This window comes from Streptomyces sp. NPDC029151 (genome assembly GCF_055564315.1).
Genome location: NZ_JBVHWQ010000001.1, coordinates 1,757,854 through 1,781,760, shown reverse-complemented (window position 1 = coordinate 1,781,760; position 23,907 = coordinate 1,757,854). Strand labels below are relative to the sequence as shown.

12 protein-coding genes are annotated in these 23,907 nt (G+C 73.0%); 5 read left to right on the top strand and 7 right to left on the bottom strand.

Translation table 11 applies throughout. From position 1 onward, the window contains the following. Positions 1–493 precede the first annotated feature (493 nt). Entirely contained in the window at positions 494–1,924 is a 1,431-nt protein-coding gene (locus tag ACZ4VF_RS07015; protein WP_467923596.1) for a non-reducing end alpha-L-arabinofuranosidase family hydrolase, read from the top strand. Between the two features lie 116 nt (positions 1,925–2,040). Here the strand turns inward: ACZ4VF_RS07015 and ACZ4VF_RS07010 are convergent, their stop codons facing one another. Next, on the bottom strand, positions 2,041–3,552 hold the full coding sequence (locus ACZ4VF_RS07010) for an MFS transporter (RefSeq protein ID WP_467923595.1): 1,512 nt from the start codon (positions 3,550–3,552) through the stop codon (positions 2,041–2,043). A gap of 153 nt (positions 3,553–3,705) precedes the next feature. Between ACZ4VF_RS07010 and ACZ4VF_RS07005 the strand changes: the two genes are divergently transcribed. After that, positions 3,706–4,272, top strand: coding sequence for a TetR/AcrR family transcriptional regulator (locus tag ACZ4VF_RS07005; RefSeq protein ID WP_467923594.1), 567 nt, complete (start codon positions 3,706–3,708; stop codon positions 4,270–4,272). Between the two features lie 100 nt (positions 4,273–4,372). Here the strand turns inward: ACZ4VF_RS07005 and ACZ4VF_RS07000 are convergent, their stop codons facing one another. The 6 genes from ACZ4VF_RS07000 to ACZ4VF_RS06975 form a co-directional block, all read right to left on the bottom strand. Then, positions 4,373–5,113, bottom strand: a complete 741-nt coding sequence (locus ACZ4VF_RS07000) for a hypothetical protein (protein ID WP_467923593.1) — start codon at positions 5,111–5,113, stop codon at positions 4,373–4,375. Positions 5,114–5,270: 157 nt separating this feature from the next. Beyond that, positions 5,271–5,675 carry a tautomerase family protein gene (locus tag ACZ4VF_RS06995; RefSeq protein WP_467923592.1) on the bottom strand — a complete coding sequence of 135 codons (405 nt, stop codon included), beginning with the start codon at positions 5,673–5,675 and terminating at the stop codon, positions 5,271–5,273. 174 nt (positions 5,676–5,849) lie between these two features. Further along, a complete protein-coding gene (locus ACZ4VF_RS06990) occupies positions 5,850–6,707 on the bottom strand; it encodes a LysR family transcriptional regulator (RefSeq protein WP_467923591.1) in 858 nt (285 codons plus the stop codon). A gap of 406 nt (positions 6,708–7,113) precedes the next feature. After that, the gene (locus ACZ4VF_RS06985) at positions 7,114–9,243 is read right to left on the bottom strand and encodes a UvrD-helicase domain-containing protein (protein ID WP_467923590.1); all 2,130 of its coding nucleotides are present in this window, start codon (positions 9,241–9,243) and stop codon (positions 7,114–7,116) included. A gap of 38 nt (positions 9,244–9,281) precedes the next feature. Next, positions 9,282–10,493: an McrC family protein gene (locus ACZ4VF_RS06980; RefSeq protein ID WP_467923589.1), complete on the bottom strand. Its 1,212-nt coding sequence runs from the start codon at positions 10,491–10,493 to the stop codon at positions 9,282–9,284. Continuing rightward, positions 10,490–12,298 (bottom strand): DUF4357 domain-containing protein, encoded by a 1,809-nt coding sequence (locus ACZ4VF_RS06975; protein ID WP_467923588.1) that lies wholly within the window; start codon positions 12,296–12,298, stop codon positions 10,490–10,492. Before ACZ4VF_RS06975 ends, ACZ4VF_RS06980 begins: the two co-directional genes overlap by 4 nt. A 130-nt stretch (positions 12,299–12,428) precedes the next feature. Between ACZ4VF_RS06975 and ACZ4VF_RS06970 the strand changes: the two genes are divergently transcribed. The 3 genes from ACZ4VF_RS06970 (at position 12,429) to ACZ4VF_RS06960 (ending at position 23,816) form a co-directional block, all read left to right on the top strand. Then, complete coding sequence (locus ACZ4VF_RS06970; RefSeq protein ID WP_467923587.1) at positions 12,429–14,804, top strand: DUF2786 domain-containing protein; 2,376 nt, start codon at positions 12,429–12,431, stop codon at positions 14,802–14,804. 214 nt (positions 14,805–15,018) lie between these two features. Continuing rightward, positions 15,019–17,439, top strand: a complete 2,421-nt coding sequence (locus tag ACZ4VF_RS06965) for a hypothetical protein (RefSeq protein WP_467923586.1) — start codon at positions 15,019–15,021, stop codon at positions 17,437–17,439. A gap of 125 nt (positions 17,440–17,564) precedes the next feature. After that, positions 17,565–23,816 (top strand): hypothetical protein, encoded by a 6,252-nt coding sequence (locus ACZ4VF_RS06960; protein WP_467923585.1) that lies wholly within the window; start codon positions 17,565–17,567, stop codon positions 23,814–23,816. Positions 23,817–23,907 lie beyond the last annotated feature (91 nt).

Genomic DNA, 23,907 nt, shown 5'->3' with positions numbered 1-23,907 from the left:
GATTGAGGTGTTGACGAGGCATCGTCAATACTCCTCACAAGAAAACATTCTGTTTCGCCTTCGAAACATTCGAAATCCCGCGTACGGCGGCAAACCCGCGGTGCTGTCCTAGCTGGACACCCCCACTTCGATGCCCGACGGGTCGCGATTCCGTCATTTTTCGGCGCCATGGACAGCGTCTCGCGCCGATGTGTCCACGAATGTTTCGATCCGCAGGGCGACATATGCGAGAGGTGTTGACGCTGTTCATCGGTTCCTTATCATTCAGCTTGCTCGGTACGTCGACCCTTGTTCGGTATACGGAACGCGTCGAGTCGCTTCACCGCACGACCCGGGCACTCGGCCGTCCCAGCCTCCACCGCCGGCCCCCTGCCGACCGACGAACGGTCTGCCGCTGTGCTCACGGGCCGTTGCACACCGCACTGCACCGACAGTCCGGACCACCTCTGACGAGGCCGACCGGAACCGCCCACTCAAGGTTGAGGAAGTCCCCATGCACAGAGGAAGTTTCGGCCGCAGGCATGCGTCTGCGGTGCTCGCCGCCGCGGTTGCGGTCCTGTCCGCGTTGGCGGCGATGCTCGTCGCCACCCCGGCTCAGGCGGCTTCCACCGGCGCCTTGCGCGGTGTCGGTTCGAACCGGTGCCTCGACGTACCGGGTGCCGGCCAGACCGATGGCACGCTCCTACAGGTGTACGACTGCTGGGGCGGCACCAACCAGCAGTGGACGCTGACGGACAGCGGCCAGCTCACCGTGTACGGGAACAAGTGCCTGGACGTTCCGGGTCACTCCACCACGGCCGGGACCCGGGTGCAGATCTGGACCTGTTCCGGCGGCGCGAACCAGCAGTGGCGGGTCACCTCCGACAGCACGGTCGTCGGCGTGGAGTCCGGGTTGTGCCTGGAGGCCGCGGGCGCCGGAACGGCCAACGGCACGGCGGTGCAGGTCGGGACGTGCAACGGCGGCAGCAGCCAGAAGTGGACCGGCCTGTCCGGAACCTCGACCCCGCCGGACGGCACGTGCGCCCTTCCGTCGACCTACCGGTGGACGTCGACGGGCGTGCTGGCGCAGCCGGCCAACGGGTGGGCTTCGGTGAAGGACTTCACCACCGTGACGTACAACGGCAAGCACCTGGTCTACGCGTCCAACGTGTCGGGATCGTCGTACGGCTCGATGATGTTCAGCCCCTTCACGAACTGGTCGGACATGGCGTCGGCCGGCCAGACCGGGATGAGCCAGGCCGCGGTGGCGCCTACGCTGTTCTACTTCGCGCCCAAGAACATCTGGGTGCTGGCGTACCAGTGGGGTGCGTCGCCCTTCGTCTACCGCACGTCGAGCGACCCGACCAAGCCCAACGGCTGGTCCGCTCCGCAGCCGCTGTTCACCGGAAGCCTCCCCGACTCCGGCACCGGTCCGATCGACCAGACCCTGATCGCCGACAGTCAGAACATGTACCTGTTCTTCGCCGGTGACAACGGCAAGATCTACCGGGCGAGCATGCCGATCGGCAACTTCCCGGGCAACTTCGGCTCGTCGTACACGACCGTCATGAGCGACACCACGAAGAACCTGTTCGAGGCGCCGCAGGTCTACAAGGTCCAGGGCCAGAACAAGTACCTCATGATCGTCGAGGCGCGGGGTGCGAACGAGCAGCGCTACTTCCGCTCCTTCACCGCCACCAGCCTCAGCGGCTCGTGGACGCCGCAGGCCGCCAGCGAGAGCAACCCCTTCGCGGGCAAGGCCAACAGCGGTGCCAACTGGACCAACGACATCAGCCACGGTGACCTCGTCCGCAACAACCCCGACCAGACCATGACCATCGACCCCTGCAACCTGCAGCTCCTCTACCAGGGCAAGTCCCCGACCGCGACCGGCCCGTACGACCAGCTGCCGTGGCGTCCGGGTGTCCTCACCCTGCAGCGCTGAACCGGCCTGTGCACCGCCGGCGGCCGGCCCCATCGGGCCGGCCGCCGTGTGCTCTTCGACGCACACGCGGGTCACAGAGGCCTCCCCGGGCCGTACTCGCTTCGTGCGCCGGCTGCCTAACGCTCGGGAGAAGCGGGCCATGGGGTGATCCCGGCCTGGTTCGGGCCGTTCGTGGATGCCTGCTTCGAAATGGTCACCGGGTCCGGATCCATGGGACGCCGCGGCGCGGCGTCTTCTGCCGTGGGCCTGGACCTCGCCAGCCACAGGGCGGTGAACACGGCGGTGGCCGAGGTGATGGCGCCGGCCGTGAGGAAGGCGCTGTCGAGGCCGGTCTCGAAGGAGGCGCCGTCGGATTGCCGGGTGCGGACGACGGCTCCGAGTACCGCGACGCCGAGCACCGCGCCGATCTGCCGGGTGGTGCTGCTGATGCCCGAGGCGAGGCCGCCTTCCTGCGGGCCGACCGCTTGGATGGCGGCTCCCGTCAGGGGGGACATGGTCAGGGCGAAGCCGGTGCCGACGACTCCCAGCCGCCACCACACGTTCCCGTAGCCGGTGTCGGCGTGCACCAGGCCGAGGGCCAGCAGTCCCAGGCCGGCCAGGGCCAGGCCGGTGGTGACCACCACGCGGAAGCCGTACCGGACCGCGAGCCGGCCCGCGTACGGGCTGACGATCACCATGGCGAGGGAGGTGGGAAGGGTCTGCAGGCCGGCGCGCAGGATCGAGCTGCCCTGGACGTACACGAAGAACTGGGAGAAGAAGAACGACGAGCCCATCAGCGCGAACCCCACGACGGTCATCGCGGTGTTGGACACGGTGAACAGCCGCTGCCGGAACAGCCGCAGCGGCAGCATCGGTGCGGAGCGGCGCGCTTCGACGGCGACGAAGGCGGCGAGGAGGACCGCCGCGGCGGTGAAGCTTCCCAGGATCACCGGTGACGTCCAGCCGCGGGCCCCGCCCTCGATCAGCCCGTAGGTCAGCACCCCCACCCCCAGCACGGACAGCACCGTCCCCGGGACGTCGATGGCCGGGGCGCCCGGATTGCGGGTCTCTTCCAGACCGCGCCGACCGGCCAGCAGAAGGACCACGCCGATGGGCAGGTTGACCAGGAAGACGGCCGGCCAGCCGAAGGCGTCCGTCAGCACGCCGCCGGCCACGGGGCCCGCGGCCAGACCGATCCCGCTGAAGCCGGCCCACAGTCCGATCGCCTTGATCCGCTCCTGCGGCACCGGATAGGCCGCGGCGAGCAGGGCGAGCGAGGCCGGACTCAGCGCCGCGGCCCCGATGCCCTGCAGCACCCGGCCGGTGACCAGCCAGCCGAGCGAGGGTGCGAGGCTGCACAGCACCGACGCGGCGGTGAACACCACCACGCCGGTCAGGTACACCCGCTTGCGGCCGAACCGGTCGGCGAAGATGCCTCCGGACAGCAGCAGCATGGCGACCAGCAGGACGTACGCGTCGACGATCCACTGAAGGCCGGTCAGCTGCGTGTGCAGCCGGTGCTGCATGTCGGGCAGTGCCGCTCCGACGATCGTGTTGTCGAGCAGGACCATGAACTGGCCCAGGCAGGTCACCGTGAGCAGCACGGCCCGGTCCGCTCGTCCGCCTGTGACCGTGTGCGATGCGGCCATGGGGTTGCCCTCTCCCTCGTCGGTGGCGCCCGGCCGCGGTCGACACGGGTGGCGATACGCCTGGGCGCGCTAAAGCAGTCGATGACTGCGTTAGGCGACTATAGGGAGGGGTGTTCCGCAAACGCAAGCATCAGCTGCGTTAGGGTGGTCGGCGTGAACGAACCACAGCGGGCCCGGCGGCCCGGCGGGCGCAGCGCCCGCGTCGGCGCGCAGGTGCACCAGGCCGTCACCGACCTGATCGGCGAGCGCGGCTACGGCAACTTCACCGTCGGCGACGTCGCGGCCCGCGCGGGTGTGGCCGACAGCAGCATCTACCGCCGGTGGGGCAGCCTGGAGACCCTGCTCACCGACGTCGCGCTCACCCGCCTCAACGCGCAGTCGCCGATGCCCGACACCGGGAGCCTGGCCGGCGACCTGCGCACCTACGCGGCCCAGGTGGCCCGCGAGATCACCGGACCCGACGGCCCGGCGGTGCTGCACCTGGCCGTCGCCCTGTCGAGCAGCGGTCAGCGGGGCCTCCAGGCCGGTGCCGCCCTCCGCGCCGAACGCACCCGGCAACTGCAGGCCATGCTCGATCGCGCCCGCGACCGCGGCGAGACCGCACCCGACGCCTCCGACGTGCTGGACCACATCCTGGCCCCGATGTACATCCGCGTCCTGTTCGGCCTGGTCCCGCTCACCCCGGAGTACATCGACGGGCTGGTCGACCGGCTGCTGTGACCTCGACCCGGCTCCCGCGGCCGGCGTGGGCGGAGTACGCGCCCGAGCGGCGGACGTGCTCCGTCTGGTGCGGCGAGGCCCGCGCCGCACCCTCCTGGTGTCAGGCCCCTTCCCTGGACGTCCGGTCGCCCGGGGCCGTGTCGGATCGTCCGCCGGCAGGTGCGCCCCGGCGGCGCAGCCGACGCCGGAGGGCCTCCGCGAGGTGCCCCGCGCAGCACGCCGACGATGCCGCGCAGCAGAGTGCCACCGCGGCGGCCGACAGCTTCAGCGCGACGCGGTCCGGTGCCGCGGGCGGGGGGCCCATGCGGTCGGCGACGTGGTGGCGCGGATCGATCGTCAGCACGACCCGCGTCCCGGCCGGTGGCTGCCCTCCCCGGAGTCGGTGCGTGGTCCCGTCCGGCAGCCGTACGACGATCCCGGACGCGGTCCCGTCCGGCGTCGGCGACTCCCACCGCCGCGTCACGACGCCGGTCACCGCGACCCCGCGGTCGTGCAGGGCCTGCTGGTCGGCGTCCTGCTCCCCGAAATACAGCACACCCCCGTACGCGCACACCATGAGGAGACCCACGCCGCCGCCCAGGACGTAGGACGCCGTCTCGCGGCCACGGGAATGGAGGTACGCGGCCGCCGGCACGGGGACGAGGAGAGCGACCGAGGTCCCGCCGCACGCCATGAAGACGGCCGTCGGAAGCCGGTGTCCGTGGGCCCACAGGGCCAGCGGCGCCCATGCCGTGAGCAGGGTGAGGAGAGTCGTCACGAAGGATGTCGCGGTGAATGCTCCCAGCCACCCGGCGGCGTACCCGGCTGCCCGCAGCACGGCCGGTCCCCACGAACGCACCATGCCGCCAGCGTGACCGCGGCTCGCGGCCCCGGGCAAGCTCCCCGCTCGCCCGGGTTCCAGCCGATGTCGGGTCCGTACGCGCCGCGTGGGGCGAGCGCCGGCGCCACTGCCGGTGGCCTCCGGGATCCGGCGGGCCCCTGACCAGCGGACGTGGGGGTCAGCGGACCGGGATCGGCAGGAGGCCCTCCGTGTACTGGGCGCGGCCGTGACCGAAGGACCAGTCCTGGGGGCCGTTCTCCACGATGCTGATGAAGAGGTCCTCGCCGGCTGTGCCGAGGGGGTCGAGGCGCTCGGCGATGGTCCGGTAGACGAGCTGCTTGACCTCGGTGGTGCGGCCGGACCGGGTGAAGATCTGGATCATCACCAGGCCGTCGGTGCGTTCGAAGCCCAGGCCGGTGTCCTCGGCGATGACGTGGTCGGCGTCGTGCTCGGTGATGATCTGGAAGCGGTCCCGTTCGGGGATCTCCAGGACCTCCACCAGGGCCCGGTGGACGGCGTCGGCGAGGGCCCTGACGTCCTCGGGACGGCGTCCGCGGATGAGGTCGATGCGTACGAGGGGCATGCTGTCCGTTTCCTTGCCTGGGGGAGGGGCCGACGGCACCCGGGTGCCGAGGGGTGGGCATCGTCTCGCTCACCCCGCCGACGCTAGGCAGAGCCCGGCACCGCCGGAAATGCCTGGCGTACCGCATCCATGCGCGGCGGGCATAGACCCGGCTCACCGCCCCGGGCGCCACGGTCACTGCGATGCCGTGCGGACGGCGGTCTCCAGGAACCGGCGGACCAGGGTCCGCTGGACGTCGGGGAAGTGGACCAGGCTGACGGGGCTGGTCGGGGCGCCCGTGAGCGCGATGAAGCGGAGCGCCGGGTGCCGGGTACGGCGCCGGGCGACCTCCGGGACGATGCCGATGCCCCGGTTCGCGGCCACCGACTCCAGCCACTCGTCGTAGTTCGACGTCTCGATGATCCGTTCCGGGCGCTGGTCCGCCGGCCACGACCAGGGGCCCGTCGTACCGCTGACGGTGTTGACGACGAGCGGCCAGGACCGGACGTCGGTCCAGTCCAGACGGCCGAGGCGGGTCAGGTCGCAGTGCTCGGAGCACACGGCGATCCGCGGCTCGTCGAACAGGTGCAGGACACGCGCGCCTCGGGGTGGGTCGACGGCGCCCCGGACCACCGCGATGTCGAGCGCGCGCCGGCGCAGGGCCTGGAGGGGATCGTCGGTACGGCTCAGGGTGACCGTCGCTCCCGTGGCCCCCTCGAAGCGGCTGACGGTGCGCTGCGCCCAGGGGTCCGGGAGCAGCCAGCTGAAACCGAGCCGCAGGGTGACGCGGCGGCTCGCCACGGCGAGGGCCTGGTCCAGGGTGGCCAGGACCTGCTCGGCGTGCACCAGGAACTCCGTGCCGGTGTCGGTCAGTTCGACGTGCCGCGAGGAACGGTCGAGCAGGCGGACGCTGAGCCGGGACTCCAGCTGCGCGATGGTGCGGCTCAGCGCGGGCTGCGTGATCAGCAGTTCCCCGGCGGCCCGCGAGAAGGAGCGGTGGCGGGCCACGCACGCGAAGGCGCGCAGGTGCCGCAGCTCGACGTCGACGCTCATCGCGGCCCCCTCGCCCACGGCTGCCTGTGGTGCACGGCGCCAGCTTAGGCGGCGGTCCCTCCGGTCCCTCATGTCCCTCCGGTCCCTCCGGCTCGTCCGTGGCCGGACCCGTCGTCGCCCGCGGTGACGGGACGTCCCACACCCCCGGCCCGCAGGCCGGTCCGCTGGTCACCGGTTCCGGGGCCGCCCGGCTCGCCGGCGTGACCCGTGCCGCGGTCTCCGGCAGCCCGGCGAACTCGGACCGCTCCGCGAACAGGCGGCACCTTCCGGTTCGTCACAGGGGCGTGGGCGTGGGCGGTCCGCGGAGGGACCTCGCCGGACAGCGCCGCCACGGTGCCGCACTCCCGGCGCCGCACACGTGCGAGGAGCCGGCGCGGAAGACGACCGAGCCGAGCCTTCCGCCGGTTCAGCGGGGGACGAAGGGACTGGGCTCCCCGCTCCACGACACCGCCAGCGCCTCCCGCGCCCGGGTGCACGCCACGAACAGCAGACAGCGCTCGCGCAGCAGATCCGACTCGTGCTGCAGCGCGTCCACCGACGCCGGAGTGACCTCGCGGGCGAAGGGCACCGCGCCCGCCGTCACGCCCAGCACCGCCACGCAGCGGAACTCCAGCCCCTTCATGGCGTGCATGGTGGCCAGCCGGACGCCCTCGACCTGCGGCCCGGGGTGGTCCTTCACCCGGACCACCGGCACCCCGGACGCGGACAGCCTCTCGTACGCCTTGTCCAGCAGCAGGTTGAACCGGGTGCACACACCGATCTCCGAGGGGCGGACGCCCTGGGCGATCCAGCCCCGCACCCGCTCGACCAGCGCGGCGACCTCGGCCTGCTCGGAGCCGTGACCGTCGACGTGCGGGCGGCGGCCGTGCAGCAGGGAGCGGTAGCCCGCGAGGGAGTCGGCGCCGTCACCCGCCAGGTCCTCGACGGTGACGGGGCTCAGGATCCTCGTGGACCAGGCCAGGATCTCCTCGGTGCTGCGGTAGTTGACGCGCAGCCGGTGGGTCCGGCCGGTCACCGCGATGCCCAGGGAGGCGAGGGACACCCGGGAGTCGTAGATCCGCTGGTGGGGGTCGCCGGTGACGAACAGGTCGTCGCTGCCGGGCGCCACCGAGCCGCGCAGGACACGCCACTGCGCCGGGTGCAGGTCCTGGGCCTCGTCCACCACCACGTGGTCGTGGGTGGGGGAGGAGGCGGCGAGCAGCTCGGCGGCCCGCGCGCATATCCGCAGGTGCGTGGTCGCCTTCTGGTCGCGGAGCATCGACTCGAACAACTCGACGGCGGGCCACAGCCGTTCGCGCCGCGACGGGGACAGCGCGGTGCCGCGGCCGCGCCGGGAGGCGGCGCGGTAGGCGTCCAGGGTGCGCAGGTCCTGGGCGAGGATCACATGCCGGTACTCCTGCGCCAGGAACCGCTCGGTCCACGGCAGACCGAGCTTCTTGACGACCCGCTGCCACAGCTGCCGCTCCTCCCGGTCACCGATCGGGGCGGGCACCCTGCCGTCGAGGCGGCCGACGACGCCGTGCGCGTGGGCGTCGACGGTGGTGACGTCGACGCGCGTGAGGAGGCGGGCGTCGCCGTCCAGCAGGACGGACAGGTTCTCCCGCAGGGACGCCGCCAGGGCGCCCGTGAAGGTGGTGAGCAGCACGCGGCTGTCGGGGGAGCGGGTGAGCAGGTGCTTCACCCGGTGCAGTGCCGCGACGGTCTTGCCGGTCCCCGGGCCGCCCGTGACCTGCACGGGGCCGCCGTACGACACCCGGTAGGCGACGCGGCGCTGGGAGGGGTGCAGGAACACCCGCCAGGCGGCGAAGGGCTTCTCCAGGATGCCGGCGAGTTCCTCCGGGCCGGTGACCAGCGTGATACGGCTCGTGGTGTTGGCGATGGCCGCGGCGAGGCTCCGGTCCGGGTCGGGGCCCGCTTCGGCGGGCCGCCGCACCGCGACCACGTCCCGGTACACCTCCTCCGGGCTGAAACCCTCGGCCAGGTACTGGAGGACCTCGCACTGGTCCTCCGGCAGCAGCGTCTCGAAGGCCCGCAGCTGCGCCTTGCTCACGATGGTCCGTACGGCACGGAGCACCTGGTCGTCGATGCCCAGATCGCGCAGCACCGTGTCCGAGTACGCGGCGAAGAGCAGGGAGTCCGCCGCCTCGGCCGCCTTCTCCAGGGCCGGGGTCAGCTCCTCGATCGCGACCACGTTGCGGACCTCCAGGGCCCGCGTGGCGGAGTTCGTCGTGTACAGGCGCTTCGCGGCCCAGGAGTAGGCCTCGTCGTGGGGGACGACGTTGACGAGCAGGAAGACGTCACTGCCGTCGTCCGGGGCGAGGACGACACCCCGCCAGAAGTCGTTGACCCGGATGGTCCGCATGCGCGGGTCGCGGGCGTTCACCACGGACTCCAGGTGCAGCCCCTTGTCCGCCTGCAACTGCGCCACGCTGAGCTGCTGGAACTTCTGCATGGCCTTGCGCACGCCGGCCTTGACGGGCCGTTCCAGGACGTCGTAGCTCTCCCAGAAGCTGTTGGCGAACGCGAGCTGCGGCACGAGGCGGACTCCCCCCTGGACGGACACTGCGCAGTGGATCATACGCGCGGGGTGTCCACCAGCCGGGCGGCCACCTCGCCGATGTCCGCGAGCAGTTCCGGGGGCTCCTGGTCCAGGTCGAGGGCGTGCTGGTGGATGACGACGCCGGTGTGCCGCACGGTGTGGGCGGCGTGCGCGGCGTTCCCCTTCGCGTACACCAGGTGCCCCTGGGGCAGGCCCAGGGCGGTGCAGTACGCGAGCATCTGGTAGAGGTCGGCGTCCGGGAAGCCGTCCCGTTTCTCGGCCTTGTACTTGGCGTCCACGACGGCCCGCACCGCGCCGTCCGGTCCGTAGAGCACGAAGTCGGGCTTCATCCGGATCGCGGCGGCGACGTCGAGGTGGTGCGGGTCCTGGAACCGCGCCGTGTGCCCGTGGGCACGGCAGGCCTCCCGCAGCGCCACCGTCACGAAGTCCTCGAAGAGCTTGTTCATGTCGAACAGGAAGCCGTCGACCCGCAGTCCGCCCGGGGCGTGCTCCGCCGAGGTGTCCTCCAGCACGGCGCCGGCCAGGCGCAGGGCCTGGTGGTAACGGGAGTTCAGGCGCGTCGGCCGCCACGCCGGCAGCGGCCGCCCGCGCGCGATCACCTCGACGTCGGCCAGCCGGGCACGCTGGTGGAGGAGCCTGCGGCGCACCTCGCCCGGCAGTCCGGGCAGTCGCAGCAGGCGCTCCACGGCCGTGCGCAGGATGCGGTTCTCCGCGATGTCGGTCGTGAACTCGTCGTACGCCGCCTCGACCGGCAGCATGGCCCCGAACCGCCGCCGGATCTGCTCCGTCTCCCGGATCCGGCCGCGCACCACCAGGGAGGACTCCTCCGTCGCCCGGTACCCCTGGAGGAGCCCCCGGCGCAGGGCCCGGTCCACCTGCCGCTCCACGGCGTGGGCGAACGCGGGCAGGAGACCGCGGTGCCCGGCCGTCCCCACGTCCCCGTCCCGCCAGAAGTCCGCGGCGTTCAGGCTGTGGCCGAGGAGGAAGAACAGGCGCGCGACCGGAACCTTCGGCGCGATCCGCACGGTGAACGAGCCGGCGCCGCCCGGTGCCGTGACGGTCACCGCACCGACCTTGCTGCCGGCCCGCAGCGACCAGCGGCCGGGGGCCCACGGATCCGGAACCGCCTCCACGACACCCGCCGACGCCAGCGCACGGCCCACGGCGTCCGGCAGGGCGACACCGACGGCGGGCGCGTGCTCGACCAGGTCGACGGCGGGCGTCACCCGAGCGACTCCCGCAGAGCCGCCAGACCGTACCGTTTCTCGACGTCCACGCCCTCGCCGTAGTGGTGCTCCTCCAGCAGCGGCAGGATCCGGGTCCGCCAGGTGCGCTCCAGACCGCCCTCCCGGTAGACGCCCTTCCTCATCAGGTACGAGGGACCGATGCGGAAGTCCGGGTCCTCGATACGCGCGTTCAGCGCGTCCAGCAGATCGGCCGGCTCGGCGCCGCGGCCCTCGCGCCGCAGCCAGCGGCGCAGCAGCCCGCGCGTCGGCTCGGTGCGCGGCGACAGCTCCACGAACGCGAAACGCCGCCGCATGGCCGCGTCGACCAGGGCGATCGAGCGGTCGGCGGTGTTCATGGTGCCGATGACGAACAGGTTGGGCGGCAACGCGAAGTCGTCGCCGGAGTAGGTGAGGCGCACCGACTTGTTCCGGTACTCCAGCAGGAAGTACAGCTCGCCGAAGACCTTCGCCAGGTTGGCGCGGTTGATCTCGTCGATGATCAGGAAGTGCGGGATGTGGTGGTTGCCCTCACGGGAGGCGAGATCGGCGAGTTCGCGCAGGGGACCGGCGGTGAGCCGGAAGGCGACCTGCCGTGTCCGCGGGTCCTCCTGGGGACGGAAGCCCTCGAAGAAGTCCTCGTAAGCGTAGGAGGGATGGAACTGGACGAGCTTCACCTGCTCCGGTCCGCCACCGAGGAACTCGGCCAGTTTCAGGGCGAGGTACGTCTTGCCGGTGCCCGGCGGGCCGTACAGCACCAGCTGGCGCTCGTCGCACAGCAGGTCGCGCACCTCGCGGAGCCAGTCGGCGTCGTGGACGAGGAGTTCGGCGGCCAGCTCCCGCGTGGGGACGGGAAGCTCCGGTTCCCGGCGGGCGGTGAGGACGGGCAGCTCCACGCTCGGGTCACGGTCGGCCGCCTCGGCCTCCTCGATCAGCTCCTCGTCGCTTATCCCCAGTCCTTCGACCAGGTCCCGGACCGCCGTCAGGTCGATCACGTCGTGCTGGGCGGACAGCTTCTGCTGAAGTGCTTCCGGCAGGTCCTCGTACGGGTGTCCCTGCTCCGCCCAGTCGACCGGACGGCGCAGGTCCGACCGGCCGTCCTCGGACGCGACCCGTTCCGCGCCGCCCGCGATCCTTCCCAGGTACAGCCGGCCGCCCGAGATCGTGCACACCGTGTCGCCCGGCCGCATCCGGGAGAGGAACATATGCAGTTCCTCGACCAGCTGCACCTTCTGGTTGTACGTCGCCGTGGAGGCGTAGTCCTCCTCCACTGCCGTCCGCAGCCGTTCCTTGCTGACGCCCTGCTCGATGCCCTGACGCAGGTGCCGTGCCTGGAGCGTCACCAGCCCCTCGGACAGCCACAGCCGCCGCACGAGGTCGAGACCGGAGACGTTGGAACCCCGGACCAGCCAGGTGCGGTGGGCGCCCCACCACACCTGGTCGAGGTAGTCGGAGAGGGGATGGCCGTCGGGCGACTTCCACTCCAGCCAGCCGTTGGCACTGCGGCCGAGCAGGATCTCGGCGGCGGCCGTCGGCGAATTGCACTCGACGTCCTCGACGAGCTCCATCCAGCCGGGCCAGGTCTCCGACTCGACGAAGACGTCGTCCGCGATCAGCCGCTGCCGCAGCCGGTACGACGACGGGATCCGGACCGGAAAGGACGGCACCACCTCCGGCCGTCCCGGCGAACCGGCCAGCACGACGAACTTCTGGCTCCCGTTCGTCCCCTTCTCCGTCAGCAGCCGTCCCCGGGCCTCGGGACCGCCGCCGGGCAGTCGCAGCCGGAACTCCGGATACCCCTCGGCCATGGAATTCGCCCCCCTGTGGATGCCGTCCCGATCTGCTCCGCAGCGTACTGGCCGGCACTGACAACCCCCTGCGGGCGGACCCGCACCGCTCCTAGGATGATCACCACGGTGCGGCATGCGGAGGGGACACATGACGGACGACAGACGGGACGGCCCGGCGGCCGAAGCGTTCCGGCGAGCGCGCTCCCGGTGGCTCGAGGGCAGGATCCGGGAGCTGGCCGCCGTCCTGGAGGCCACCGCGCCCGGCCTGTACCGGCTGCTCCCCGCCGACCTCGGCGACCCGCGCACGGCGGCGGCGGTCACCCTGGCGCGGATCGCGGCCGACGAGGCGCGGGCGCAGCCGGTGGCCGATTCCGTCGGCTGGCTGGAACGGCTGATCCCCGGCGGTTACCGGCACGACCTGGCGGCGGACGTCCGCGAGGTGCGGTCGCTGATCGCCGACAGCGGCGAGCCGGCCCTGTGGGCCTGGAACGCCGAGGGCTGGGAGGAGATGCTGCTGTGGTGGTGGCGCCGCCACCAGCCGCGCACCGGGGACCCGGAGCGGGACTTCGCGGACTGGCGGGCCCGCTGGTCCGCGGAGGTGCCGTGGAACGGCGACATCGACCGGCCGGAGGAGGCGCCCCGCCACTACGGCCGCGCCCTCGTCACCCCCTCGGAGTTCCTCGCCCGCGAACCGGAACCGCTCCGTCTGCTGGCCCGGGCGGTGATGGGCGCGCCCGCGGCGGTCGCCGCGGTGGAGGACGCCGTACTCCTGCGCGAGGAACACCTCCGGGGCGCCGGGCACCTCAGGTGGCTGGCCGAGCAGCAGGCCGTGGTGGAGCAGGCGGAGGCCTGGCGGCGGGCTCAGCAGAAGACCGGCTCGGAGGCCCAGCGGGCGTTCCTCGCCGAGCTGTCCGAGGCGTTCGCACGGTACGTGTCGCTGGTCCTGCGACCGGTGGTCGACGCGCTCTCGGCCTGCGAGCGGGCCCTGTTGCTCGACAGCAGGCCCGGTGCCCGGCGCACGGCGGCCGACTACCTGGAGACGTTCCTCGGTTGGTACGAGCAGCCCGACGTGGACGCCTGGGACGACGACGAGCTGGGCGACGACCTCGCCTGGGAGGCACGGGAACGCCACGAGCGCCACGAGACCACCTGGCAGGGCATGCTCGGCACGATCCCCGTCTGGTACCACATCGTCCGGTCCCCGCAGGAGAGAGCGGCGGCGCTCGCCTACTCGGGGCGGCCGTCGGCGTCGGTCGTCCGGGTACGCACCGGCGACGCCGAGGCGAGCACGGGCTTCGACCTGTGGGACGAGGAGATGTGGGACCAGGACGAGGAGGCCGCCGACTGGTATCCGGAGCCCGGCATCGTCGTCCGCTGCGCGCCGTACGACGCCTCCGGCCTGTGCACCCTGCTCGCCGTGGCCCAACTCGGCCATGCGCGCCTGGAGTTCCTGGTCCCCCGGCCCGACGGCGGCATCGGCCGTCTGCGCACGGTGCGGGCCCGGGTCCGCGGGGACGACGCGGACGCCTGGCGGCGCTGGGCCCTCACCGCGCTGGCCGAACTCGCGCCCGACCCGGAGGACCTGGCCGACCTGATCACCGGGCGGGGGGAGGGCGGAGCGGGCGAGGGGCAGGAGCACGAGCAGGACGCACCCGGCCCGCACACCGCCGGTTCGGACGCCCCTGATCCGGGCGTCCCCGGTCCCGGCGGCCCTGGCTCCGGAGGCCCTGATCCGGCCGGCTCCGGCCCGGGCGCCGCCGGTGCCTCACACCGGGCGATGTCCCCCGAACTGCTCACCAAGGTCAAGGCGTTGCTGCGCAAGGCGGAGGACGCGGGAGCGACCCAGGAGGAGAGCCGTGCCTTCCTGGACAAGGCCATGGAACTCATGGCCAAGTACGGGATCGAACGGGCCATGCTCGACGAGGTCGGCGAGTCCGCCCGGCCGACGGACAAGATGATCGACGTGCACCCTCCGTACGCCAAGGAGGTCCGCCGGCTGCTCAGCCGCATCGCGCAGGAGATGCGCTGCCAGAGCGTGCTCATCGACACCCGGGACAACCGGCGCCGGCTGCACCTCTTCGGCTACGAGTCCGACATCCAGGCGTGCGAGGTGCTGTTCAGCAGTCTGCGGTTGCAGATGCTCGCCGGCGCGGACGACGCCGGCCGGCGGCACCGGCCGGCGGGCGAGGACGCCCGCGCCTACAAGCGCTCCTGGATGCTCGGATTCGTCAGGGAGGTCACCGCGCGCATCGGCGCCGCCCAGCGGGCGGCGAGCGAGGCCGCGGACCAGGGGGGCGCGGCCGGCGCGACGCCCCCGTCCGGACGCAGCGTCGAGCTCGTCCTCGCCCACCGGTCCGCCGAGGTCGAGTCCCAGCTCCACCAGCGCTACCCGAAGCTCGGTCAGGCCCGCCCCACGCGGTTCAAGGGGTCCGGCTACTGGCAGGGGATCGCCGACGGCCGCCTCGCCGACATCGGCGGCCCGACGTTCAGCGAGGGGGAGGCGGAACCGGAGCTGACGCGCTGAAAGGCGTCAGATTGCTTCCGTTGACGATGTCAACAGGGTGGACGTAGTGTCCTTGTGAGCGTCACTCCGGGGTGGGCGTGCGTGGATGTGTCCGTGTGAGTAACCGTCAACGATCGCAAAGTGACGAAATTGCCACCGGAATGCCACGCGCGGGCCTAGTCTGCGGATTCACCGCAGGCCGGGCCGGGGTGGCCCGTCGTGTGGCGGAGGTGTCATGGGTGGGGACCCGTACGTATCGGCAATGGTCGGCGAACACGGGAGGACCGGGCTGTCGCAGGCGCGTCGGGACAGGGTGGGGGTGCCGGACCCGTACGGCGACCGGGCGCTGCTGACCCCGGCGATGACAAGGGGCTACGACGCCGTACCGGAGCAGGAACGCGAGCGGCTGCTGCGGTACCTCGAAGCGGTCGTCGAGATCCGCCCGGCGCCGGTGCACACCACCGTGGCCTTCAACGCCGTGTACTTCGGGTACGACCTCGGCGGCGACGGCTACGGCGGCAGCCCGCTGTCCCTGGACGACTTCCCGGTGATCACGTTCGGCGAGTGCGCTCCCGTACTGCCGGTCGGTGCCATGGTGTGCGTCACGACCGGATCGGACCCGCTGTACGCGGAGATCGTCCACCGGGAGGGTGCCCACCCGGGCGTGAGTCCGATCGGTGACGTACCGGCCTGGGTGTCCGGTGCTCCCGCGGGCGCCGAGGGGCCCGGCAGCCCCGGGGACGGCGCCGCGCCACGGCGGAGGGAGCTGCTGGTCCCGGACCTCGACGCCTTCGGTCCGGCCCTGAGCCTGTCACCGGCCCAGCTCCACCGCCTGCGCACACGCCGCCGCTGGATCAACGGGGACGGCCATGTCGTGGTGGACGTCTGCTACCCGTCCCGGGAGGCGGCCCGGTGCGACGACCTGACGGCGTACGCCGACCACCTGCTGACGACGGCGCGGCGGCAGCTGCTCAGCCCCTTCGTTCCGGTGTCCCTCGCCGACCTGGTGGGCGGCACACACGACGACGACCTCAGGGCCGGTCTGCTCGGCCTCCTCGACACGGTGCGCGGTGTCCTGCGGTCCAGCGACGCGCTGCGCACCTGGGGTCACTACGCCATGACCCGGGCCTCCTTCGCGGACTGCTGGCGCGACACCGGACCGCTGGGCGGCGACGACCTCAGGTCCCTCGCGGCAGCGGTGGAACACGCGGCCACCCCGGCGAGGCGGCGTCACGGCCTCACCGCCCCGGTGACCGTGTACACAGCGGTCGGACCGCGGCTCCGCGGGTTCCCCGGGGCAGCGGACCTGCTCCGCGGAGTGGGGTACGCCGCAGCGGTGTGCCGGGCCAACGTGGCGCTCGCCGACGTCGTCCAACGGGACAGCGACCGGGGCCTGTTCGAGAACGGCTCCCGGATCACACTGGACGACGCGTTCGAGGGCGGCGGCGTATGGCGGTCCCATCACCCCGGTGACGCGGAGTGTCCCGGGGACCCCCTGGTGCCGGCCGGGTGCGGGTGGGCGTCCACGACAGGCGCACCCTCGCAGCCGGAACCGGAACCGGAACCGGTGGAGGACCAGGAAGCGGAGGCGACGCCGGAACCGCACGTCGAGCCCGAAGCGGAGCCAGAACCGGAGCCAGAACCCGAGCCGGAAGCGGAGCCCGTCGATCTGCCTCTCGCCGACGACGCCTCCCTCGGACCCGGTGAACTCCTGCGGGACGACGCGAGGGAGATCGTCTGGCGGGCGCCCCTGCGGCTGGCCGACCTCATCGGCGGCCGGCTGCCCCTGCACCCGCGCGTGGCGCGGGAACTGCGCAGGCCGTACGGCCCGCGCCACGCGGCACGCCTGGAACTCCGCCACCGCGGCGCGGGCTCGGCCTCCGAGGACGCACGCGAGACCGTGCAGCTCGTCACCGCCGAACTCGGTGCCGACACCGGCCGGCTGACCGGAGTGGACTGGCCCCGCGACTTCTTCCCCGGCCTGATGTTCGAGCTGAGCTGGCCCCGCGGGGGCACGGTGATCCGGCTGGCCACCACACGGCTCCGCGAGCCGGTGCAGGCCGGCGGGCGGGTGATCGGGCACTGCTTCGACCCGCGCGTGCACACCCGGGAGGACGCTCCGGGCAGTGACCGCACGGGCGACACGGCGGCCGGCCTGACCGCCAGGCAACTGGTCATGCGCACAGTGCGCCGCTGCGGCCTGCTCACTCTGGACGGCCACGCGCTGATGGACCGTTCGGTCCTGCCGAGCGCGGCCTACGGGCGTCGCCCCGCGCGGTCCCAGGTGCTGGCACTGGAAGCGGCGGTCGCGGAACTGCTGGCGGAACGGCTCCTGGAGCCGGCGTACGGCAGCCGCGACCCCTGGGGACAGCCGAACTTCCCGGCGCGTGCCGGGGAGCCGTCCATCCCCCTCGTCCGCTACCGTCCCGCACGACCACGGGTGATACGCCCCTGGGGCGGCACGGAACCGGGCGGCGGGACGCTGTCCGCCGCCCAGTTCGTCCCCGGCCACCTGCGTCGCCTGCGTCCGGGCTGCTCGCCCAGCCAGGCGCAGCGGACGGCCTTCCGGGAGCACTGCCGCCGGCTCGGCAAGGCGGACGGCTGGGAACTGCCCCACGGCTACACGTTCGTCACCGAGCACGTGCGCGGCCGCTGAGCGGAGCCGGCCCCGCCTCCTCGCCCCGCTTTCGTTCCCCCCGCCGACCTGACCACCTCTCGTCGGGCTCCTCGGCGTCGAGTGAGCCGATCCGCAGCACCAGCACAGAAACGGAGCACGCGTACATGCACGACCGCTACCGCGTCGTCGGGGGGCCGCCGTTCTCCCCGCCGGACGTCCCGGCCGAGAGCCTGGAAGGCCTGGCCGAAGCGCTCAACGCCCTGGAGAACCCGGCCGTCGCCGCGCTGCACGACCTCACGGTCGGCATGGTGGAACTCGCCTTCAACTCCCTGCCGCCCAAGGAACGGCAGGCGTTGCTCGGCAGCCTGGGGATCCGCATGGCGGCTCCCCGGCGGGCCGGCAACGCCCTGTGCCGGGACGTTCTCGCCCGGCTGCGGCGGGAGTCGCGGCAGCACAACTGCGTCTGCGGCGTCAGGAACCTGACGCTCACCGTGATGAACCAGGTGGGCAGGTTCGTCTTCGCGGAGGACGACGAGACGGTCTCCGACCCGGTGTCCCGGTGGGGTACGACGCTGGTCCGTGCCGCGGTGTTCGCGTGGTGCAACGCGTCCGTGGCCGACGCTTCCGTCCTCGCCTGGGCGGCCGGACAGAACTGGTTCGGGGCGACGGCCGACGAGGAGGAGACGGCACGGCTCGCCGCCGTCGCCGACGCGGCGCGGTCCGTCATGGCGGCCTACCCGGGCTTCGCTCCCGTCTCCCCTGAGGAGCAGGAGCGTGCGCTGCGGGGAGACGGGGAGCGCGAGCCCGCTGCCGGCACCGCCCGCCAGGCCGCAGACGCCCCCGCCCCCGGCCCCCTCGCCTCGGACGACGCGGCCGCCACGGCTCCCGACGGCGGCCGCACCGAGACCGGGGCGGATCCGGAGGCCGCCTGCCGCCGGCTGGAGTCGGCCCTCGCCGAAGCCCGGCCGGCCGCGGAGAACCTGACCGGTGCGGTCGCTGACGGCCGCCCTCCGCGGAACGAGGACCTGGCTCCGCTCGCCGCGCTGGGCGCCGCCTTCGACGACGCCGACGCGGTGTTCCGGGCGGCGGGGATCCACGGGGTGCCGCGCCGGCTGGAGGACATGGCACGGGCCGCGCACGCACACCGGGCGGCCCGTGAACGTGACGTGCGGGCACGGGAGCCGCTGCGGGAACTGCTGGAGGTCGCCGCCCGCCCGAACGGTCCCGCGAGCGCCGTCGCCGCCGCCGAGGCCGTGCGCGGGGCGGCCCGCCGCCTGCTGGACACACCGGTCTGGGAGGAGCCGCAACGGGAGGAGAGCGCCGCGCTCGCCGCCGTGGCGCGACTCGTCCGGCTGGGCCGGGAGCCGGACGCCGCGGCGGAGATCATCGCTCTCCAGCAGCACGTCGTACGGGTGCTGCCCGCGTGTGCCATGGCGGCCGTCATGGCGCCCGAACTGACGCTGGCGCAGGCGGACGGCGCCGGGCCGGACGAGCCGCCCGCGCGGACCGGCGCCACCGCGCCGGAGGAGCCCGCCGGTCACCGGCAGGAGACGCCGGGGCCCGACCCCGCACCGGCGTCGGAAGCCGCCGTACCGGCGCAGGAGGCGGCCGCGGCGGCCCCCGGAGCCACGGAGCCGGAAGCCGGCACCGCGGAACCGCGAGCCGCGGCACCGCAACCGCGGGTGGCGGCACCTGCCGGGACGCCGGCTGCCGAACCGGGCCGCCGGGACGACGACGCGCAGGCGCCGACGCCCGCTGACCACGCCCCGGCCCCGGCCCCGGCCCCGGCCCCGGCCCCTGACCCGGACCCGGCACCGGACCCGACCCCTGCTCCGGCCACGGACCCGGCCACCGTCTCCCCGGCCGTCCCGGACCCGGTGTCCGCCTCCACGCTCACCCCCGCCGCATCCGGCGAGGAGAACGCACCAGCCCGCGAAACGGCCCCGGTCACGACCCCGGCCCCGGATCCGGCTCCGTCCACGGACGGCGACTCCGACGAGGCCGCCGCCGAGCGGGCCCTGGTGCAGCTGGTCGTGGAACGCCGCTTCGGGCTGGCCCACCACCTGGCGGGCGCCGCCGGGCACGCCGAGCCGCAGGTGACGGCGCTGCGCCTGGCCGGTGCCGCCGCGCTGCTCAGCTCCGGTGACAGCCGGGGCGCCCGGCTGACCGCCGACCTGCTCCAGAGGTACGGCGGGCACACGGGCCGGGACGCGGAGGGCAGCGAACTCCTGCTGCTGCCCGCCCTGCTGCGGACGGCGCTGATCACCGGCGACCATCTGGCGGGCGCCCAGCTCAAGGCCCTGGTGCCCCGGCTGCCGGACCGGCTCGCGGAGGTGGCGACCGCCGTCGCCGACCGTGCCCTCAGCGGTGTCCTGATGACCGCCTCGCCGTTGGTCGTCATCGCCGACGTCTCCGAGACGGAGGCCCGGCTGCGGGAGCTGCGCGAGCAGTGCGGCGCCCTGCTCGCCCCGCCGCGGCTGCGGTTCGCGCGGGCCACGGAGATCGCCAAGCGCTGGCTGGCCCCCGAGGACGGGATGCTCGGCTCGCTGCTCACGACGGTGGTGCACGACCGCCGCGACGCCGTGCTCCAGGCGCGGGAGCAGGCCGAACGTCTGTCGAAGCTGACCGAGATCAACAACGAGATCGACCGCATGGACCGCAGGCACCGTTCGTCCAGCGGCAAACCGCTCCAGGGCTCCGGCCGGCAGGACCTGGTGCACCTCGTGGAGCGGGTCGCCGGCCTGGCCAAGGAGTGGTCCCTGGCCGTCGACGGCATCCGCCGCGGCGACCGCTCCGACGGCAACCGGGCGGTCAAGGAGATCTCCTCGCTGCGCCAGTCCCTGCTGGACGGCAAGGACGCCGTACTGGCCGAGCTGGAGCAGCTGGCGCGGCGCTCGGGTGCCCTCGCCGCGGCGACGGCGTGGGCGGCGCGCACCTCGATGGAGGAGCTGTTCGCCCTGCTGGCCGGCGACGGCGCGGCCGGCCGCCCCGGTGGTTCGTTCTCTCCCGAACTGCTGCTGGACGCGGAACTGCTGAAGGTGTGCGACACCCTGGACGAGCGGCCGCCGCTCGGCCGGCTCCTCACCGCGGTCGGCCGGAGCTGGCAGGACGCCCTCGCCGAGCGGCTGTCCCGGGACGCCTTCGACGCGGCGCGGACCATCGTGGAGCTGGCCGCACGCGGCGTCCTGCCCGGCGCGCGGGCCGGGGAGTTCACCCCGCCGACGGTCGCCGAGATCGAGGCACGGGAGGCCGACCGGCGCACGCGGCTGCGGCGGGAACACGACGAACTCGTCGCCGAGCTGCACCGTGCGCAGGCCGACGGCGCCGTGACCGACGACCAGGACCTGCGCCTGCAGGAACTGCTGGCCGACGCCCGCGACCGGCTCGACGGCACCGACACCCGCGGTCTGCTGGACGTGCGCAGGGCGCTCGGCACCGTACGCGACGACCTGCCCGCCTTCCGTGAGCAGGCGGCCGACCGGATCCGGGCCCGGCTCGACGCCCTGGACCTGACCGAGGAGGAGCGCGCGCAGGTGCTGCGGCACCTGGACACCGGCGGTCTGGCCACCGCCGCCGACCTCGTCTACTTCCTGGAGATCGGCGAACCCGTCCCGGAGATCGAGGGAGGTGAGTCCCACCTGACCGACTTCTTCCCGGCCGTGCCCGACGGCCTGCCGCGAGGCATCGACCGCGACCTCGTCGACCTGGTCCGGTCCGGCGGCAAGCACCCGACGCTTCCGGTCCTGGACTACGGCGGTCTGTCCACCGACGAGGCGGCACTCGCGGCCGACGCGCTCGACGAGTGGCGAGCACTGGCCGCCGCCGAGCCGAAGGACCGGCTCCAGGTGGCCCAGACCAAGCAGGTGCCGCCGCTCCTCAAGCTCCTCGGTTACGACGCCAAGACCGCCAGGTCGCTCGACGACCGCTCCCAGCACCGGCGGGAGTACCGCCTCTTCGAAGCGACCGGCGTGGAGGTCAACGGCAAGGCGAAGGCGCCCGCGTTCGGTTCGCAGATCACGGAACAGGGCGGCAACCTGCGGGTGATGATGGTGTGGGGCAGGCCGCCCGCGAAGGTCGTCATGAGCTGGGCGGAGCGCGACACCAGCGGAGCGAGCCTCCTCGTCGTCTACTTCGGCACGCTGAGCCGTGAAGCCCGGGTCGAACTGGCCGTGGGCTCCGGGCGGTTGCAGCCGCTGCTGGTCGTCGACGACGCGGCCCTCGCCTATCTCGCGGCCCACGGCAACCGTCAGGTGAGCACCGCCACACAGACGCTGCTGCCCTTCTCCGGCGTCAACCCGTACATCCGGGAGAAGCGCGGCCGGATCGGCGGAGAGATGTTCTACGGCCGTGACGCCGAGCGCAAGAGCATCCTCGACCCGCGCGGCACCCAGGTCATCTACGGCGGCCGAGGCCTGGGCAAGTCGGCACTGCTCGCGGACGCCGGGGAACGGTTCACGGAGCAGCGCCCCGGCTACCACCAGGCGGTCTACGTCAACCTCGACCAGGAGAACATCGGCAAGGGCAGCTCGTTCGGACCGGAGACGCTGTGGAGCGTCCTGGAGCGGGAGCTGACCGAGTCGCAGGTGCTCGACGACCGGCCGCAGGGGCGCAGGAAACGGCAGGAGATCTCCGACCGCGTGCGCTCCGGCATCCGGACCTGGCTGGACGGGGACTCGCGCCGCCGGCTGCTGATCCTGCTCGACGAGTGCGACCAGTTCTTCGAGGCGGACGCCCCGCGTTTCGACCACACCAAGAAGCTCAAGGGCCTCGGATCCGACACGAAGGACCGCGCCAAGGTCGTCTTCGCCGGACTGCACTCCGTGCAGCGGTTCTCCAAGCTCGCGAGCAACGGCCCCTTCGGTCACCTGGCGCAGACCCCGAAGGTGATCGGCCCCCTCGCCCCCCAGTACGCGGCTGACCTGCTGGTCGAGCCGATGCGGGCGCTCGGGTTCGAGTTCAAGGACCTGGACCTCGTCAACCGGGTGCTCGGCTACTGCTCCTACCAGCCCTTCCTGCTCCAGATGTTCGGGCACCGGCTGGTGGAGCTGATGCACCGCAAGCGAGCGCGGTACGGAGCCAAGGGGCGGCCTCCCTACGAGGTGGAGGCGTCCGACATCGAGGTCGTGGAATCGGACGCCGCGCTCAGGGACGGCATCTCGGCCGCCTTCAAGGACACGCTGAGCCTCGACCACCGCTACGACGTCATCGCCAACGTGCTGGCGTACCACGCCCGTCACCGTGGTCTGGAGGTGCGGCTGAGCGACACCGAACTGCGTGAGGAGTGCGAGACCTACTGGCGCAAGGGGTTCGAACAGCTCGACACCGAGGGTTTCCGCGCCTACCTCTCCGAGATGGTGGGCCTCGGCATCCTGGCGCCCAACCACGACGGCCTGGGCTGGCACCTGCGCGGCCCCAACGCCCTGCGCATGATCGGCACGTCCCACGAGGTCGAAGCGCGCCTGCTGAGGGCCGAACAGGACTGCAAACTGCAGGAGAGCATCGTGCAGGAGGGCCGCCCCGAGCTGCCCGACGGCCGGCCGGCTCCCCTGACCAACACCCAGCTCGACGACCTCCTGGGTGAGCGGTCCAACCGGACCCGGGTCGTCCTCGGCACGTCCGCCACCGGGGTCAAGGACGTCGCTCACACCTTGCGGACGATCGCCGCACCGATCGAGGGCTGGACGCTGCCCCCCGTCGGCAAGCCCAGCGTCTACAAGCAGGAACTCACCGGCGGACGCCCCCGCGAACGACGCGTCGTGATCAGTGACTTCGTCAACTACCGGGACCCGGTACGGCCGGAGACCTGCCGCGAGGCCATCGACCTGGCCGACACCCTGCTGCCCGCCACCCCGGGCGTGACCCGGGCCGTCGTCCTCGTCACCGACCCCACCCAGCTTGCCCTGTGGCGCTCCCTGCTGACGGGCGGCGAACCCACCTCGGCCGCCCCCGTGGTGCTGCGCCGCCACGACCGCCGCAGCCTGCGCGGCTGGGCGCAGCGCGTGGAGATGTTCCACACGGAGGACCGCCTGGACCGCCTCCACGAGCTGACCAGCGGCTGGCCGCTCCTCGTCGGCCGGGCACACCGCCTGCACACCGAGCTCGGCGACCCCGACGAGGTGCTGCGCCGCCTGGCCGGCCTGCGCACGGACCGCACCGAGGCCCGCGCCTTCGCCGAGGCGACCGGCGTGTACGCGGACCCGCTCGTCGCCTCGGGCTACCGGGCGCTCGCCGAGGAGTTCGCGGACTCCGTCTTCGACCTGGAGAGCGCGGTGACCGCCGTGGCCGTCCACATCGACGACGAGGCCGAGGCCCGCTGGATCGTCGCCTGCCTCGACGCCCTCCAGGTCTTCGACCGCGAGAACACGCAGCTCCGCCTGGAACCCCTGCTGCGGGAGTGCGTGGCACTGCGCTCCTGATTGCGGCTGACGGCGCGTGAGACCGTACCGGCCGCCCGGACACCCGGGCGGCCGGTGCGTTCCGTGCGCCGCGTCGGCGTGCGGGCCCGAT